We start from the raw sequence: 16,010 nt of genomic DNA on the forward strand, positions 1-16,010 counted from the left end.
CGGAAGATCGCCGCGCATCGGCTGCGTTGCGCGGCGATTAATCGCCTAAGATTCAAAGCGTTATTTCATCTTTTTGCGCCACTCGCGGGCCAATGAGAATCTGCGTAGCCCCTTATCTTAATCGCCCTGCGATAGAGTATACTCTGGCGGCAGAGTCATCCTGACCCATCCTCTGCGCCGATTGTTTCTCTGGAGAGTGATTTTGCGTGTTAGCCGTTCTTTAACCATCAAACAAATGGCCATGGTTGCTGTTGTCTCCATGTTCTTTGTGCTTATTTTTTGCGTTATTTTGCTGTTCCATTTCCTGCAGCAGAATCGCTATAACACGGCTACGCAACTGGAAAGTATCGCCCGCTCTGTGCGCGAACCCCTCTCGGCAGCAATTTTAAAGGCGGATATTCCTGAAGCCGAAGCGATCATCAAACAGATTAAACCCGCCGGGGTGGTAAGCCGCGCCGACGTGATGTTACCCAACCAGTTCCAGGCGCTGCGCATGCGCTTTATTCCCGAGCGCCCGGTGCCGGTGACCATCACCCGCATGTTTGAGTTGCCGATCCAGATTTCACTGCCCATCTATTCGCTTGAGCGCCCGGTCAACCCGCAGCCGCTGGCTTACCTTGTGCTGCAGGCAGACTCGTACCGCGTTTATAAGTTTGTTATCAGCACATTATCAACGTTAGTGACGGCTTACTTACTGCTGACGTTAATGCTGACCGTGGCGCTCACCTGGTGTATCAACCGGCTGGTGATGCACCCGCTGCGTAAAATCGCCCGCGAACTGGATGAGATACCGCCGCAGGCGCTGCCCGGCCACCAGTTGCCGCTGCCGCGCCATCATAAAGATGATGAAATTGGCCGCATTGTGCGCAGCTATAACCGCAACCAGCAGCAGCTACAGCATCAGCAGGAGGAGAGCCATGCGCAATCGGTGCGCTTCCCGGTCTCCGAACTGCCGAATAAAGCCGTCCTGCTGGCGCTGCTTGAGCAGGCCGTCACCGCCGATGCGCGCGCGGCGCTGTTGATTATCTCCAGCGATACCCTGCGCGACACCGCCGGGGTGCTGCATGAAGATCAGCGTGAAGTGCTGCTACTGACGCTGGTGGAGAAGCTCAAATCGGTGCTGTCGCCGGGTATGCTGCTGGCGCAGCTTAATATCAGCGATTTTGCCCTCTTCGCGCCCGCCATTCAGCAGCCCTGGCAGGCGATGAAATTAAGTAAGCAAGTGCTCACTGTTATTAACGAGCGTGTGCCGCTAAAGGGCATTCAGTTGCGCCCTCACGCCAACCTTGGGGTGGCAATGACGGGCAGCACGCACTCTGCTCAGGCGCTTATGCAGCAGGCCACTTCCGCCCTTGCCGCCGCCCAGCGAAATGGCAAAAACCAGATCCACTTCTTCGATGCGCAGCAGCGCGAAGCGGCCCAGCGCTGGCTGTCGCAGGAAGCTGACATTCTCTCTGCTCTTGAGCAGCAGCGTTTTGCGCTCTGGCTGCAACCGCTGCGCGCACAGCCGGATAGCGAAGTGCTCAGCGCCCGTGCGCTGCTGCGTTTACGTAAGTCCGATAATAACGAGGTTGCAGACGCAGAACTGTTCGCGCAAATCGAGGCCTGCGGGCTGACGGGCAAAGTGTGCGACTGGATGCTGGAAGAGGCGTGTCACCTGCTGGCCGACTGGCAGGCACGGGGCATTACGCTGCCGCTGGCGGTGGCGCTTCCCGCTGAGGCGCTGTTGCAGCAGGCGAATGTTGCCGGGGTTGCTGAGCGGCTGCGCCACTACGATCTTCCGCCCCAGAGTTTGCGTCTCGATCTCTGTGAACGTCAGCTCTTTTCCGCTAAGGATGAGGTGGTATCGCCAGATGCCTTTGAGAAGCGCTATCTGGCGGCTGCGGGCGTTGATTAAAATAGTTACTTTGTTACGAGATTGTGCGAGTCAGCTCAAAGTTTTTAACATTCTTGTTTCAGAAACGCTGTAAGCACATTTCTGTCATTCAGGACGGGTGTTATTTTTAATCCGCAGGCTAACCGAAAACCCTATAAAGCCTGAGGTTAATCTCAAGGACACCTTATGAAAACCTCCCTGTTTAAAAGTCTCTACTTTCAGGTCCTGACAGCGATCGCTATCGGTATTTTGCTTGGCCATTACTACCCTGAACTCGGCGCACAGATGAAACCCCTTGGTGATGGCTTCGTGAAGCTCATCAAGATGATCATCGCGCCGGTTATCTTCTGTACCGTTGTTACCGGTATTGCCGGTATGGAGAGCATGAAAGCGGTCGGGCGTACCGGCGCGGTGGCACTGCTCTACTTTGAAATTGTCAGTACGCTGGCGCTGATCATCGGCCTGATTATCGTCAACGTCGTGCAACCCGGCGCAGGGATGAACGTCGATCCCTCCACCCTCGATGCCAAGGCGGTAGCTGTCTACGCCGAACAGGCGCAGTCGCAGGGGATTGTGGCGTTTATTATGGATGTCATCCCGGCGAGCGTGATTGGCGCTTTTGCCAGCGGCAACATCCTGCAAGTGCTGCTCTTCGCCGTGCTGTTTGGCTTTGCCCTGCATCGACTGGGCCACAAAGGCCAGCTGATTTTTAACGTCATCGAAAGCTTCTCGCAGGTGATTTTCGGCATCATCAACATGATCATGCGCCTGGCGCCCATCGGTGCGTTCGGGGCGATGGCCTTCACCATCGGTAAATATGGCGTCGGGTCGCTGGTGCAGCTGGGTCAGTTGATCATCTGCTTCTACGCAACCTGTATTCTGTTTGTGGTGATTGTGCTCGGGACTATCGCCCGCGTCACCGGCTTCAACATCTTCAAATTCATTCGCTATATCCGTGAAGAGTTGCTGATTGTGCTGGGGACCTCCTCCTCCGAATCGGCGCTGCCGCGCATGCTGGAGAAGATGGAGCGCCTGGGCTGCCGCAAATCGGTGGTAGGTCTGGTGATCCCGACCGGTTATTCGTTCAACCTGGATGGCACCTCTATCTACCTGACGATGGCGGCGGTGTTTATTGCGCAGGCGACCAACAGCCATATGGATATTTTCCATCAGATCACTCTGCTGGTGGTGCTGCTGCTCTCCTCCAAAGGGGCGGCCGGGGTTACGGGTAGCGGCTTTATCGTGCTGGCGGCGACGCTTTCTGCGGTTGGCCACCTGCCGGTTGCGGGCCTGGCGCTGATCCTCGGTATTGACCGCTTTATGTCCGAAGCGCGTGCGCTGACCAACCTGGTCGGTAACGGCGTAGCGACCATTGTGGTGGCGAAATGGGTTAAAGAGCTGGATGAAAAACAGCTCAACGATACGCTTAATAATCGAACCAGCGCCGCAAAAACGTCAGAAATCTCTTCATAATTTCAAGACTTACGCCCGTAGTCCTTGTCTGACTACGGGCAGCTAAGCATAATTACCCTCTTGCTTCCGTCACAATTCACGCTGAATTTTCGGGATTCTTCACTTCGCGCTGTGACGTTTTGCGTTTCCTGCGGTCTAAAAGCGGAGTGTTTTATGTCTGTCCATTGACCTATGGGCGGCATACTTTTTAACCAGGAATGTTGATTAGGGGTTCTCATGCAGGGCACAAAAATTCGATTGTTAACAGGCGGGTTGCTGATGTTGGCAGCGGCCGGTTATGTGCAGGCAGAGGCGCTCCAGCCCGATCCGGCATGGCAACAAGGCAAGCTGGCGAATGGTTTCCAGTGGCAGGTTCTCTCCACTCCGCAGCGCCCCAGCGATCGTATTGAAATCCGACTCTCGATTGATACCGGCTCGCTCACTGAAAATGCGCAGCAGAGCGGTTTCAGTCACGTTATTCCCCGCGTTGCCTTAACCCATAGCGGCCGCCTCGAACCGGCGCAGGTGCGATCTCTCTGGCAACAGGGTATTGACCCGAAACGCCCGCTGCCGCCGGCGCTGGTCTCCTACGAATACACGCTCTATAACCTCAGCCTGCCGAATAACCGCAGCGATCTGCTGAAAGAGGCGATGGTCTACCTGGCCGATGCTGCCGGGAAACTCACCGTTACCCCAGAGACGGTAAACTACGCGCTGAGCAGCAATGATATGGTCGCGACCTGGCCTGCCGACACCAAAGAGAGCTGGTGGCGCTACCGCCTGAAAGGGTCGTCGCTGCTGAGCCACGATCCGGCGGCCGAGGTGAAAGCGCCGGTCGATGCCGCGCAGCTGAAAGATTTCTATGAAAAATGGTATACGCCGGATGCGATGACGCTGATTGTGGTCGGTAACGTCGACAGCCGCGCGGTCGCCGAGCAGATCACCAAAACCTTTGGCGAGCTGAAAGGCAAACGCCAGACGCCGACGCCGGTCGCGACGCTTTCGCCGCTGCCGCATCAGCCGGTGAGCCTGATGAGCGAGGCGGTCACCCAGGATCGTCTGTCGATCATGTGGGAGTCGGCCTGGCAGCCAATCCGCGAATCGGCGGAGCTGGAGCGCTACTGGCGCGCAGATTTAGCCCGTGAAGCGCTGTTCTGGCACGTTCAGCAGAGCCTCAACAAGAACAATGCCAAAGATCTGAGTCTCGGTTTTGACTGCCGCGTGCTGTTCCAGCGCGCGCAGTGCGCCATTAACGTCGATTCGCCAAACGACAAGCTGAACGCCAATACCGGCGTGATTGCGCGTGAACTGGCGAAAGTGCGGGAAAAAGGGTTGCCGGAAGAGGAGCTGAAGGCGCTGATTGCGCAGAAGTCCCTCGAACTGCAAAAGCTGTTTGCCACTTATGCGCGCGCCGATACCGATATTCTCATCAGCCAGCGGATGCGCTCCCTGCAAAACCAGGTGGTGGATATCGCGCCGGAGCAGTACCAGAAACTGCGCCAGCGTTTTCTCGACAACCTGACGCCGCAGATGCTGAACCAGGATCTGCATCAACAGCTGTCGCAGGAGATGACGCTGGTGCTGATGCAGCCGAAAGGCGAGCCGGAGCATAACATGCAGGATCTGCAGGCAACGTGGGACGAGGTGATGAAACCGCAGACCGCCGCGCCCGCCGCCGCCAGTGAGGATGTGCGACCGGATGTGTCGGATATCCCACCGCAGCAGTAAGTGAAAAAAAGCCCTCGTTGTTTAGCGAGGGCTTTTTGCTATTACTCCGGCATTGCCTCGCGCGGGATAATCGCGCCGCGATACTGGATAACGGTGCTGGCGGTAAGATGCCCGCGTTTCGCCGCTTCAGAAGCGTCACCGCCGGTCAGGCGCACGGCAAGGTAACCGGCGCTGAAGGAGTCGCCCGCTGCCGTGGTATCGATCACCTTCTCTTTCGGCAGCTTCACCGCCGGGACCTCAATCACCGCTTCGCCGGCAATCGCCACCAGGCAGGAGTCCGCGCCGCGCTTGATCACCACTTCACTGACGCCCGCTTGCTGGGTGCGCTCAATCACCGTCTCCACCGGCTGCTCGCCCCAGAGCAGATCTTCATCATCCAGCGTCAGGAAGGCGATATCGGTGCAGGCAAGCATCTGCTGATAGACCTCGCGGGTCTCCTCTTTGCTCGCCCACAGGCGCGGCCGGTAGTTGTTATCGAAAATCACTTTGCCGCCGTTGGCGCGGCACTCTTTCAGCAGTGACAGGAGCTTCGCCCGGCTGCCGGGGCTTAAAATCGCCAGGCTAATGCCGCTCAGGTAGAGGTAGTCGAAGGTCGCCAGTTTTTCGCAAATTTCCGCCGACTGTTCACTCTCCAGCCAGAATTTCGCCGCCGCTTCGTTACGCCAGTAGTAGAAGGTGCGCTCGCCGCTGCTGTCGGTTTCGATGTAGTAGAGGCCCGGCAGACGGTTCTCCATACGCTGCGTCAGGCTGGTATCAACCGCTTCCTGCTGCCAGGCGTCGAGCATCTGCTGGCTGAAGTTGTCGGTACCGAGCGCGGTAACGTAATGCACCGCCAGCGCCGACGGATTGACCTGGCGGGCGATATAAACAGAGGTGTTCAGCGTGTCGCCACCAAAGCCACGGTTAACTTCTGCGCCTTTTTGTGACAACTCAATCATGCATTCGCCGATGACGGCAATTTTCCTGGACATAGTCGTAACCTGAATCAGATAAATTATCGCTAGTGTGCGATGGGGCTGTTTTGTGGTCAACTATATTAAAACATCGTTCCACTATTTTTTTGAGCTAAGACGTATTACCTGCAATTAGCACGCTACGCTTTTTCCGTTTTGCCGGGCAACCCGAGGTAAAGTTCTCAGCACACCCGCCGATAACCTGTTGACGAGTTCCTCCAGATCATCCCCATCGACAGGACAGCAGAAATGACGTTACAGCAGGTCAACACGCCGCCAGACATTCCTCATATGAATGTCGAAAGCTTGCACGAGCACCGTTACTGGCTGCAGTGCGAGCGTGCGTACACTTACCAGCCCATCTATAAAACCGATGGTCGTCTGATGGCGATTGAAGTGCTGACCGTAGTAACTCACCCCTCGCAGCCGGAAAAACGTATCGCGCCCGATCGCTACTTCTCAGAAGTGCCGGTGCGCCAGCGTATTGATGTGGTGCATGAACAGCTTGCGCTATTGGCGAAGCAGAAAGCGTTCTTTGCGCAGCACGGCGTGCTGGCGTCGGTGAATGTCGATGGCCCAACGCTGCTGGCGATGCGGCAGTATGGTGACGTCATGGCGCTGGTCGATTCGCTACCGTGGATCCGCTTCGAACTGGTGGAGCATATTGGCTTACCGCAGGACTCGTCGTTTGCTTCCATCTGCGAGATTGGCCCGCTGTGGCTGGATGATTTTGGTACCGGCATGGCCAACTTCTCCGCGCTGAGCGAAGTGCGTTACGACTACATCAAAATCGCGCGGGAGCTCTTTATGATGCTGCGCAAAACGCCGGAAGGGCAGAATCTCTTCACCCTGCTGCTGCAACTGATGAACCACTACTGCCAGGGCGTGATCGTCGAAGGCGTCGAAACGCTGGAGGAGTGGCGCGATGTGCAAAACTCGCCCGCCTTTGCCGCGCAGGGCTATTTCCTCTCGCGTCCGGTTCCGCTGGCCAATCTTGAGAATGTAATTCTCGATCTTTAACCGCTGCCCTTTCCGCCAGGTCTACTATCTTTATGAGAGGTAAGGCTTTAAAGGAAAAGGCATATCAATGACAAGAACGAGCAAAATAGTGACGGCGGTTGTGTCGACGCTGCTATTGGTTATTGTGGTGGCCATCGTCATCATTGCGACATTTGACTGGAACCGGCTTAAACCCACTATTAATGAAAAAGTCTCCACTGAGCTAAATCGCCCCTTCGCGATCCGCGGCGATCTTGGCGTTAACTGGGCGCGACCAAAAGAGGAGACCGGCTGGCGCAGCTGGATCCCATGGCCGCATATTCACGCCGAAGATATTATTCTGGGTAACCCGCCGGGGATCGATGAGATCACCATGGTGCATCTGCCGCGCGTAGACGCGACGATTTCGCCGTTAGCGCTGTTTACCAAAACCGTTTATCTGCCGTGGATCAAGCTGCAACAGCCCGATGCGCGGCTGATTCGCCGCTCGGAAAAGCTCAACAACTGGACCTTTACCCTCGCAGCGGATGAGAACGCCGATGCCAACGCTAAACCCTCCTCCTGGTCATTCCGTCTCGATAACATCCTGTTTGATAAAGGACGAATTGTCATTGATGACGCGGTGAGCCGCGCCGACATGACCATTCAGGTCGATCCGCTGGGCAAACCGCTGCCATTCAGCGAAGTGACCGGTAAAAAGGATGACAGCAACAAAGCGGGCGATTATGTCTTCGGCCTGAAGGCGAAAGGGCGCTACAACGACCAGCCGCTGAGCGGCGAAGGTAAAATTGGCGGCATGCTGTCGCTGCGCAGCGAAACGACGCCATTCCCGGTGCAGGCGGATTTCCGCTCCGGTAACACCCGCGTGGCGTTTGTCGGCACGGTGAAAGATCCGATGAATATGGGCGGCGTCGATCTGAAGCTGAAGTTTGGCGGCGATTCGCTGGGCGATCTCTATGAACTGACCGGCGTGCTGCTGCCCGATACGCCGCCGTTTGAAACGGATGGTCGTCTGGTGGCGAAACTCAACGGCGACAAAGGTGCGGTCTACGACTATCGCAACTTCAACGGCCATATCGGCGAGAGCGATATTCACGGCACCCTGACCTATACCAATGGCAAACCGCGCCCGAAACTGGAGGGCGATGTCGAGTCGCGCCAGCTGCGTCTGGCGGATCTCGGGCCGCTGATTGGCGTCGATTCTGGTAAAGGGGCCGAGCAGTCGAAGAAATCGGAGCAGAAAAAGGGCGAGAAATCGGTGCAGCCTGCCGACAAAGTGCTGCCTTACGATCGCTTTGAAACGGATAAGTGGAACGTGATGGATGCCGATGTGCGCTTTAAAGGCCGCCGCATTGAGCACGGCTCCTCGCTGCCGATTAGCGATCTCACCACCCATATCCTGCTGAAAAACGCTGACCTGCGCCTGCAACCGCTGAAGTTTGGCCTTGCGGGCGGCATTATCTCCTCGAACATTCATCTCGAAGGAGATAAGAAACCGATGCAGGGCAGCGCTACTATTCAGGCGCGTAAGCTGAAGCTGAAACAGCTGATGCCCGATGTTGAACTGATGCAGAAAACCCTCGGCGAGATGAACGGTGATGCTGAATTCCGCGGCGTCGGCAACTCGGTAGCGGCCCTGCTCGGCACCAGCAACGGTAACCTGAAGCTGCTGATGAACGACGGGCTGATAAGCCGCAACCTGATGGAGATCGTCGGCCTCAACGTCGGGAACTATGTGGTCGGTCAACTGTTTGGCGATGATGAAGTGCGCGTCAACTGCGCGGCGGCTAACCTCGATCTGGTTAACGGCGTTGCCCGGCCGCAGATCTTCGCCTTCGATACGGAAAACGCGCTGATTAACATTACCGGCACCGCCAGCATGGCTTCTGAACAGCTCGACCTGACCATCAACCCGGAGAGCAAAGGGGTGCGCATCGTCACGCTGCGTTCACCGCTCTATGTGCGCGGTAGCTTTAAGAACCCGCAGGCCGGTGTGAAACCGGGTCCGCTGATTGCCCGTGGCGCAGTGGCGGCCGCGCTGGCAACGCTGGTGACGCCAGCCGCCGCGCTGCTGGCGCTTATCTCCCCCTCGGAAGGCGAAGAGAACCAGTGCCAGGCGATTCTGTCACAGATGAAACGCTAAAAGGAAAACCCCTCTCTGGTGACAGAGAGGGGGGAATCATCAGAGGGATTGATGCTTGGTTTCGTGGGTCAGCAGCAGGGCGATAAGGGTTAACCCCGCCATTGCCGCCAGGTAGAAGCCGACATACATCAGGCCGTAGTTCGCCTGCAACCAGGTGGCGATATAAGGGGCTACCGAGGCGCCGAGGATCGACGAGACGTTATAGGAGAACGAGGCACCGGTATAGCGCACTTCCGTCGGGAACAGCTCCGGCAGCAGCGCGCCCATCGGGCCGAAGGTTAATCCCATCAGGCTCAGGCCAATCAGCAGATAGGTCATCACCAGCGCCGGGCTACCGGAGCCCAGCAGCGGCGGGAAGACGAACAGCGCGAAGAGAATGATAAGCGTGGTGATGACAATCATGCTCTTGCGACGGCCATATGCATCCGCCAGCAGACCGGCAATCGGCACCATCACGCCAAAACCAATTACCGCCATCATCAGCATCCACAACACTTCATTGCGCGGCATACCTAAGCCCTGCGGCGAGGTGCTGAAGGTCATCGAATAAACGGTCATGATATAGAACAGCGTATAGGTCGCCAGCATGATAAAGGTGCCCAGCACCGTCACGCGCACATGTTTTGTCAGCAGCGTGCCAAGCGGGATCTTCACCTGCTTCTTCGCCGCTGCCACTTTGGCGAAGACCGGGGTTTCATGCAGCGAGACGCGAACATAGAGACCAATCAGCACCAGCACGGCAGAGAAGATAAACGGCACGCGCCAGCCCCACTGCATAAACTGCTCATCGGTCAGCAGCCAGGAGAGCAGCAGGAAGGTGCCGTTGGCAAAGAAGAAGCCGATAGGCGCGCCCAGTTGCGGGAAGGAGCCATACAGCGCGCGTTTACGCGGCGGCGCGTTCTCGGTGGCCAGCAGCGCAGCGCCGCCCCACTCACCGCCCAGACCTAAGCCCTGACCAAAACGGGCCAGCGCCAGCAGCAGCGGTGCCATCACGCCAATGGTTTCATAACCCGGCAGCAGGCCGATGGCGACGGTAGAGATACCCATGGTCAGCAGCGAAGCGACGAGGGTGACTTTGCGCCCGACGCGATCGCCAAAGTGGCCGAAAACGGCGGAGCCGATAGGACGGGCGATAAAGGCGATAGCGAAGGTTGCCAGTGATTGCAGCGTGGCTGCGGTGGTGTCGCCCTGGGGAAAGAAGATATGCGGGAAAACGATAACCGCGGCGGTGGCGTAAATATAGAAATCGAAGAACTCAATGGCGGTGCCAATCAGCGAGGCGACGACGACTTTTCTGCGCGAGTTTACCGGGGGATTTTCCTGCTCGTTGTCAAAGGTTGTAGCTGTAGCTTGCATAATGTTTTCTTATTTTTAGGCGAACGAACGAGCATATTAGCCACAGCAAAAGCGTTATTTCAATCTGTAACAAACCCGGCGGGCGGGCAAAAAAGCGGCAAAAAGCGAATAATTTTCAGACCTGTGATTTCACATCTATGAAATGCTTCACACATTTTAGAAGTTAGTGGATAAAACTGGTTTTCGGTTAAATTAAAGTTACGGACTGGATTTTCATGCTGGAATTATGGATCGGGCTGATATTTTCATTCTATCTATCAGCCCGATAGCTTATTTAGCGGTACGACGACGGCGACTTTCCGGCATCAGTGGGTCATCTTTATACTGCGCGGTGGCAATCCACGCCGCGCAGAAAAGCGTCAGGCGGGCGAAGAAGTAGAAGAACGCCATCAGACCAAGTACCGAGCCAAATGCCGCGCCGGAGGGAGATTTCACCAGCGACGGCAGGGTCCAGGTCATAACGATTTTGATCACTTCAAAGCCAATGGCGGCGATAAACGTACCGCGGATCAGTGCGCGCTTGCGCGGACGATGGCGCGGCAGCCGCCAGAAGATCCAGAAGAAGAGCAGGTAGTTGGCGAGCACCGAAATCATCAGGCCAATCAGCCCCCAGGCTGGCTTCAGCCAGTCGATGTAATCAAGGTGCAGCGTGGAGATGATCAGCTCCTGCGCCGCCCCGGCCACCGAGGTGATGGAGAGGGTGATCACCAGCGCCACCAGCAGGCCAATCAGTGAGATAAAGTCGCGGAAGTACTTTACCCAGATCTTCTCTTCATCCTGCGCGTTACGCTCCCAGACATCGCGCGACTGGGCGCGAATCGCTTCCCGCAGGTTGCCCATCCAGTTCACGCCGGAGTAGAGCGCGATAGCAAAACCGACAATGCCGACGGTTGTGCGCTGCTCCACGGCAATATGCAGCGTGTTTTTCAGCGTCGACGCCATGGTCGGGTCGCTGACGCTTTGCAGGATCTTATTGAAGATGTCCTGCAATAACGTCGGATGCGAGGCGAGGATAAACCCGGCGGTGGCAAACGAGACCATCATGATGGGGATCATCGACAGGAAGGAGAAGTAGGTAATCGCCGCGCCAAACTGGTTGCCCATCCGATCGTTAAAGCGCTCTGTAGCGCGAATAAGATGCGCCACCAACGGTTTACGCTGGATCTTCTTTGCCGTATCGGTCACGGCGGCAATCGCCCCGCTATCTTTATCAGAGGTCTCTTTTTCCGGCTTTTCCGGGGTTTCTGCCATCTTCCTGACAGGCTCATACTCAAGGTCTTGCGTGGGACGTTTTTCGACATCTTCCGTTTTCATCAGGTTTTATTTCCTTCTCCTGAATGTGTGGTATGCAGAATTATAGTCGCTACTGGTCGACATAATCCTTCAGCACGGTTGAGAGCCACTCCATAAACAGATGTACGCGCCGCGAAAGGTTGCGCCGGTGCGGGTAGATCAGCGAAACCGGCATCGGTTCGGCGCGATATTGCGGCAAGATCTCCACCAGCTTTCCGTTGCGTAACGCCTCGCGCACGCCGACGCGCGGCACCTGAATAATGCCCAGCCCTGCCACGCAGGCAGCGTGGTACGTTTCGGTACTATTGACGGTGAGAATACCGCCGGTTTTCACCCAGCGTGTCTGCTTATCCAGCCACACTTCAAAGCCCTGCGGGCGCGCACCAATGTTGACGGCGTAATGCACCAGCGCGTGGGAGGAGAGATCCTCCAGCGACTCCGGGTAGCCAAAACGCGCCAGATAATCGGGGCTGGCGCAGTTAATCATCGACAGCTTGCCAAGCTGGCGGGCAATCAGGCCGGAATCTTTCAGCGTGCCGACGCGCACCACGCAATCAAACCCTTCGCGGATCACATCCACCAGCCGATCGCTGCTGCTCAGCTCCAGTTCAATGCCGGGGTAGTGCTGCAAAAAATCGGGCAGCCGCGGGATCACTAAATTTTTCGCCACCGCGACCGGCATATCCACCCGCAAACGCCCGCTGATACTTGAGGGATCGTGCAGGAACATACCGTCCAGCTCCTCAATATTCGCCAACAGATCTTTCGCCCGCTCGTAATAGACCATGCCATCCTGCGTCAGCTGCACGCGGCGCGTGGTGCGGTGCAACAACTGCGTGCCGAGTTCCGTTTCCAGCGCCTGAATCTGGCGCGACACGCTCCCTTTCGGTAACCCCATCGACTCCGCCGCGTTAGAGAAGCTGGAAAGCTCCGCGACGCGGACAAAAAGCTGCATTGCGTAAATTTTATCCATCACTGTGCACTATTGTTGTTATTTATGAAACAGTAAAGCGTAATTTAGCATCTTTATTGTTTACAGTGCAGCCAATAAGCTTTTTGTTGTGCAGGTTATCAACAACAAAGGGGTTTATATGACACAACCAATCGCAATCGTAACGGGTGGCAGCCGCGGGCTGGGTAAAAACGCGGTATTGAAACTGGCGGCGAGTGGAATCGGCATCATCCTGACCTACAACACCAACCACGCTGAAGCGCAAAAAGTCGTGGAAGAGATTGAGCAAAAAGGCGGTAAGGCAACAGCATTAGCGTTGAATGTCGGCGATATCAGCCAATTTGATGATTTTGTCTCGCAGGTACAGGAGCGGCTGCAAGCAGTATGGCAGCGCGATAGCGTTGACTATTTAGTGAACAATGCCGGAACCGGCATTCAGGCCGCTTTTGCCGAGACGCGTGAAGCGCAGTTTGACGAGATGGTCAACATCCACTTTAAAGGCCCCTTTTTCCTGACGCAGAAACTGCTGCCGCTGATAAAAAACGGCGGGCGCATTCTGAATGTCTCCACCGGGCTAACGCGCTTTTGCCAGCCGGGACGCGCCAGCTATGCGGCGGTGAAAGGGGCAATGGAAGTGCTGACCCGCTACCAGGCAAAAGAGCTGGGCGAGCGCGGTATTGCGGTAAATATCATCGCACCAGGCGCGATTGCCACTGATTTTAGCGGCGGCGTGGTGCGGGACAACGAGCAGGTTCATCACTATATCGCTTCGCAGACGGCGCTCGGGCGGGTTGGGCAGCCGGATGATATTGGCGATGCGATTGCTGCCTTGCTGAGCGATAAGCTGGCATGGATGACGGCGCAGCGGGTGGAGGTCTCTGGCGGGATGTTCCTGTAATGCGCATAACGCCCGGCAGCGTGAAGGCTACCGGGCGGCCACTCACTCCACCTGGAAGTGCGTGACTTTAACGCGCACGGGCTTCTGCTTTTTATCCAGCGAGCCGCTGATGCCCACCAGATCGTCCGGTGAGAAGGATTTACCTTCAAACACCGCCATCGGAATTTGCACCTGGATATGGCCCGTTTTATCGCGGAACTGATAGAGATCGTTCCCCTCTTTCTTCAGCAGATTGCCGCGCAGCGAGACGGAAGCGCCGTCATGCAGGCTCTTCGCCTGTTTAACGTTCATGCTGCGCGCATCTTCAATGCCCCGGTAACCGTCATCCATTTTATGTGGCGGCGGCGGGGCTTTATCCGCTTTCAGGCCGGGTGCCTCATCTGCAAATGCTGACATCGAAAAGAGAGCTGCTAAGCAGGCGGAAAGCACGATTTTTTTCATAACTTCTCCTGATTGTTACCAGTACACGACTTTAAGCCTGGCAGAGAGCGGGCAACTGTACAGGCGATTTATCTGTTTTCCTGGTCTTATAAAAAAATGGCCGCGCGTAAAAAAATAAATATCGTGAATATTTGGGGCTGTTTTTATTATTCTGAAACAGGTATCACTGATAATTAGCCGCCGCTGAGCTATCTTTTAACGACTAATAACTAAAGAAAAAATTACCCGCTGACCGGGTCAGCGCAATATGTCTTAAGTTGTGCTTAAGGGAAAATAATGACAACTCCTGCCCCTGTTAATACAGGTGAACAGTTTGAAAAATGCATCGCTATTATTCGCCAGGCTTCTGTCGAAATTTTGTTGCTGCTCAATGTGCATTTTGATGAAGGAAAAGATCCGCGCTGGTTTCTGGAACAGCTTGATGTTGCGCGCCTCAGTTTGGGTGGTTGGGGAGCGGTGGCGAAAAGACTCAAACTTAACGATGCGGAGTTAACGCAGTTCACGTTGCAGCTTCGTCACTTGCAACAGCTGGTGCCACGCTATGAAAACGGTCAGAGCGTCACGGAAAACCAGCTTATTGCCGCGCTGCGCTTTATCGCCGCGCTGGAGAACCTGCGTAAAAAGCAGAAGTTGCTGACCTACAGCACCGCGCTCGGCCCTAACGATCCGCTCCAGCAGCAGAGCGGGCTGCAACACCTGCGCGCGATGGAGATGATGATGAAAGGGCTGGTGATGCAGGCGTGGCCCGATGCGGAGCGTCTGCGCAATCACCTGAAAACCCAGTTTGGCGCCGATCGCGTGCGCCGCTGGCTGCGCCTCGGCGACCGCAATGATGTGTTAAGCGGCATGCTGTTTAGCGAGCTGGCGCTGCTGCTGGTGGATAAAAAAGAGTACGGCCAGCGCTACGCCAGCCTGTTTAACGATGCGTCCGGCCTGAGCCTGTTTGTCGAACCGCGTAAAACCCTGCAAACCCTGTTAGATGATGTGCGCGAGATCCGCGCCAGCGTCATCGCCGGCAATGCGCTGAGTTCTAATCAGTTAGCGATGCTTGAGGGCTACTATCCGCAGATCGCCGGGCCAGTACAGCGCGCCTGTGATGAGGGGCGTGGCAAAATTAACCCCGCTGCGTTACTGAAAGAGGCGGCAGGTGAGCTGGATGCTTATTGGGAGCAGGCGCGCAAGAAGGATCGCGCGGCGGGTGGCGATACACAACCGATTCGCGACAGTATTGATAAACCTGCGACCCGCCAGGTGCGCAGCCGCGAAGAGCGTGAACAGATGGTCTCTGGCGTGCTGTGGGGCGCAGTGGGCGTCGTCGCTTTGGTGATTGCGATTGGCGCTTTCTGGCTCTTTATGGGCGGCGTCTCCGCGCCGGCGGCACGTCAGACTAATATTACGGTGCCCATTGCCGAAGAGCGTCAGAAGCCGTCGGCGAAAGAGGAGCTCAGCTCGATGGGGCTGCCGCGGGATGAGAACAACTTCCGCTCGGCTATCGACCGCAACGATACTCGCGTGGTGTCGCTCTTTTTGCGTACCGGCATGAACTGGAAACTCTCCTGGACCGAACATGCGGTGATTTCGGACTACAACGATGTGCTCGATCTGCTGCTGCGCTACCGGTTACAGATGGATGAGAAGCGCCCGTGCCGGCGTTTTATTACCACCCTGACCCATGAGATGGTGGCGAACAATAAGCCGCTCACCTCCATCACCAAAAATTATCTGCAGGCGTTTTGTACCACCAAACCGGTGGTCGATCGCCAGCGTTATGAGATGGAGCAGGCACAGTTGCGCTATGACGCCAGTCCGAACGATGAGAACCGTAAATGGGCAGAGACGCACACCGCCATTTATAACGCCATTGATTAATTAATGCTCAAACCCCGTAGGCCGGATAAGCGCTAGCGCCATCCGGCAAA

General features: G+C 56.2%; 11 protein-coding genes and 1 pseudogene. 7 read left to right on the forward strand and 5 right to left on the reverse strand.

Features of this window, described 5'->3' with window-relative positions:
• Nucleotides 1-202 precede the first annotated feature (202 nt).
• From BWI95_RS08905 to BWI95_RS08920, 3 genes and pseudogenes are all read left to right on the forward strand, one after another.
• A pseudogene (locus BWI95_RS08905) lies at nt 203-1,813 on the forward strand (EAL domain-containing protein); the annotation flags it as partial.
• A gap of 249 nt (nt 1,814-2,062) precedes the next feature.
• Complete coding sequence (locus tag BWI95_RS08915; protein ID WP_023482021.1) at nt 2,063-3,349, forward strand: dicarboxylate/amino acid:cation symporter; 1,287 nt, start codon at nt 2,063-2,065, stop codon at nt 3,347-3,349.
• Nucleotides 3,350-3,565: 216 nt separating this feature from the next.
• Complete coding sequence (locus tag BWI95_RS08920) at nt 3,566-5,056, forward strand: M16 family metallopeptidase (protein ID WP_054802680.1); 1,491 nt, start codon at nt 3,566-3,568, stop codon at nt 5,054-5,056.
• A gap of 41 nt (nt 5,057-5,097) precedes the next feature.
• Here BWI95_RS08920 and kdgK read toward each other — a convergent pair whose 3' ends face one another.
• Complete coding sequence (kdgK, locus tag BWI95_RS08925; RefSeq protein WP_076769358.1) at nt 5,098-6,027, reverse strand: 2-dehydro-3-deoxygluconokinase; 930 nt, start codon at nt 6,025-6,027, stop codon at nt 5,098-5,100.
• A gap of 231 nt (nt 6,028-6,258) precedes the next feature.
• On the opposite strand from kdgK, the gene pdeH reads away from it, so the two are divergent.
• Together pdeH and BWI95_RS08935 are read left to right on the forward strand one after the other, a co-directional pair.
• Nucleotides 6,259-7,029: a cyclic-guanylate-specific phosphodiesterase gene (pdeH, locus tag BWI95_RS08930; protein WP_076769359.1), complete on the forward strand. Its 771-nt coding sequence runs from the start codon at nt 6,259-6,261 to the stop codon at nt 7,027-7,029.
• Between the two features lie 67 nt (nt 7,030-7,096).
• Entirely contained in the window at nt 7,097-9,151 is a 2,055-nt protein-coding gene (locus tag BWI95_RS08935; protein ID WP_076769360.1) for an AsmA family protein, read from the forward strand.
• 39 nt (nt 9,152-9,190) lie between these two features.
• On the opposite strand, the gene BWI95_RS08940 is transcribed toward BWI95_RS08935, so the two are convergent.
• From BWI95_RS08940 to BWI95_RS08950, 3 genes are all read right to left on the reverse strand, one after another.
• A complete protein-coding gene (locus BWI95_RS08940) occupies nt 9,191-10,507 on the reverse strand; it encodes an MFS transporter (protein ID WP_054802679.1) in 1,317 nt (438 codons plus the stop codon).
• Nucleotides 10,508-10,777: 270 nt separating this feature from the next.
• Nucleotides 10,778-11,821: an inner membrane protein YhjD gene (yhjD, locus tag BWI95_RS08945; protein WP_054802678.1), complete on the reverse strand. Its 1,044-nt coding sequence runs from the start codon at nt 11,819-11,821 to the stop codon at nt 10,778-10,780.
• Nucleotides 11,822-11,870: 49 nt separating this feature from the next.
• Nucleotides 11,871-12,773, reverse strand: a complete 903-nt coding sequence (locus BWI95_RS08950) for a LysR family transcriptional regulator (protein ID WP_054802677.1) — start codon at nt 12,771-12,773, stop codon at nt 11,871-11,873.
• 118 nt (nt 12,774-12,891) lie between these two features.
• Here BWI95_RS08950 and BWI95_RS08955 point away from each other — a divergent pair, with 118 nt between their 5' ends.
• Nucleotides 12,892-13,650 (forward strand): SDR family NAD(P)-dependent oxidoreductase, encoded by a 759-nt coding sequence (locus BWI95_RS08955; protein ID WP_054802739.1) that lies wholly within the window; start codon nt 12,892-12,894, stop codon nt 13,648-13,650.
• 42 nt (nt 13,651-13,692) lie between these two features.
• On the opposite strand, the gene BWI95_RS08960 is transcribed toward BWI95_RS08955, so the two are convergent.
• Nucleotides 13,693-14,091: a YdeI family stress tolerance OB fold protein gene (locus tag BWI95_RS08960; protein WP_076769361.1), complete on the reverse strand. Its 399-nt coding sequence runs from the start codon at nt 14,089-14,091 to the stop codon at nt 13,693-13,695.
• A 276-nt stretch (nt 14,092-14,367) separates the two neighbouring features.
• Here BWI95_RS08960 and BWI95_RS08965 point away from each other — a divergent pair, with 276 nt between their 5' ends.
• Nucleotides 14,368-15,960, forward strand: coding sequence for an STY4199 family HEPN domain-containing protein (locus BWI95_RS08965; protein ID WP_054802676.1), 1,593 nt, complete (start codon nt 14,368-14,370; stop codon nt 15,958-15,960).
• Nucleotides 15,961-16,010: the final 50 nt, after the last annotated feature.

The sequence above is a fragment of the Kosakonia cowanii JCM 10956 = DSM 18146 genome (assembly GCF_001975225.1).
In the GTDB taxonomy this organism is placed as follows: domain Bacteria; phylum Pseudomonadota; class Gammaproteobacteria; order Enterobacterales; family Enterobacteriaceae; genus Kosakonia; species Kosakonia cowanii.

Coding starts and splice junctions, on each gene's coding strand:
- BWI95_RS08915 (WP_023482021.1), top strand. CDS start 2,063: ATGAAAACCTCCCTGTTTAAAAGTCTCTACTTTCAGGTCCTGACAGCG.
- BWI95_RS08920 (WP_054802680.1), top strand. CDS start 3,566: ATGCAGGGCACAAAAATTCGATTGTTAACAGGCGGGTTGCTGATGTTG.
- kdgK (WP_076769358.1), bottom strand. CDS start 6,027: ATGTCCAGGAAAATTGCCGTCATCGGCGAATGCATGATTGAGTTGTCA.
- pdeH (WP_076769359.1), top strand. CDS start 6,259: ATGACGTTACAGCAGGTCAACACGCCGCCAGACATTCCTCATATGAAT.
- BWI95_RS08935 (WP_076769360.1), top strand. CDS start 7,097: ATGACAAGAACGAGCAAAATAGTGACGGCGGTTGTGTCGACGCTGCTA.
- BWI95_RS08940 (WP_054802679.1), bottom strand. CDS start 10,507: ATGCAAGCTACAGCTACAACCTTTGACAACGAGCAGGAAAATCCCCCG.
- yhjD (WP_054802678.1), bottom strand. CDS start 11,821: ATGAAAACGGAAGATGTCGAAAAACGTCCCACGCAAGACCTTGAGTAT.
- BWI95_RS08950 (WP_054802677.1), bottom strand. CDS start 12,773: ATGGATAAAATTTACGCAATGCAGCTTTTTGTCCGCGTCGCGGAGCTT.
- BWI95_RS08955 (WP_054802739.1), top strand. CDS start 12,892: ATGACACAACCAATCGCAATCGTAACGGGTGGCAGCCGCGGGCTGGGT.
- BWI95_RS08960 (WP_076769361.1), bottom strand. CDS start 14,091: ATGAAAAAAATCGTGCTTTCCGCCTGCTTAGCAGCTCTCTTTTCGATG.
- BWI95_RS08965 (WP_054802676.1), top strand. CDS start 14,368: ATGACAACTCCTGCCCCTGTTAATACAGGTGAACAGTTTGAAAAATGC.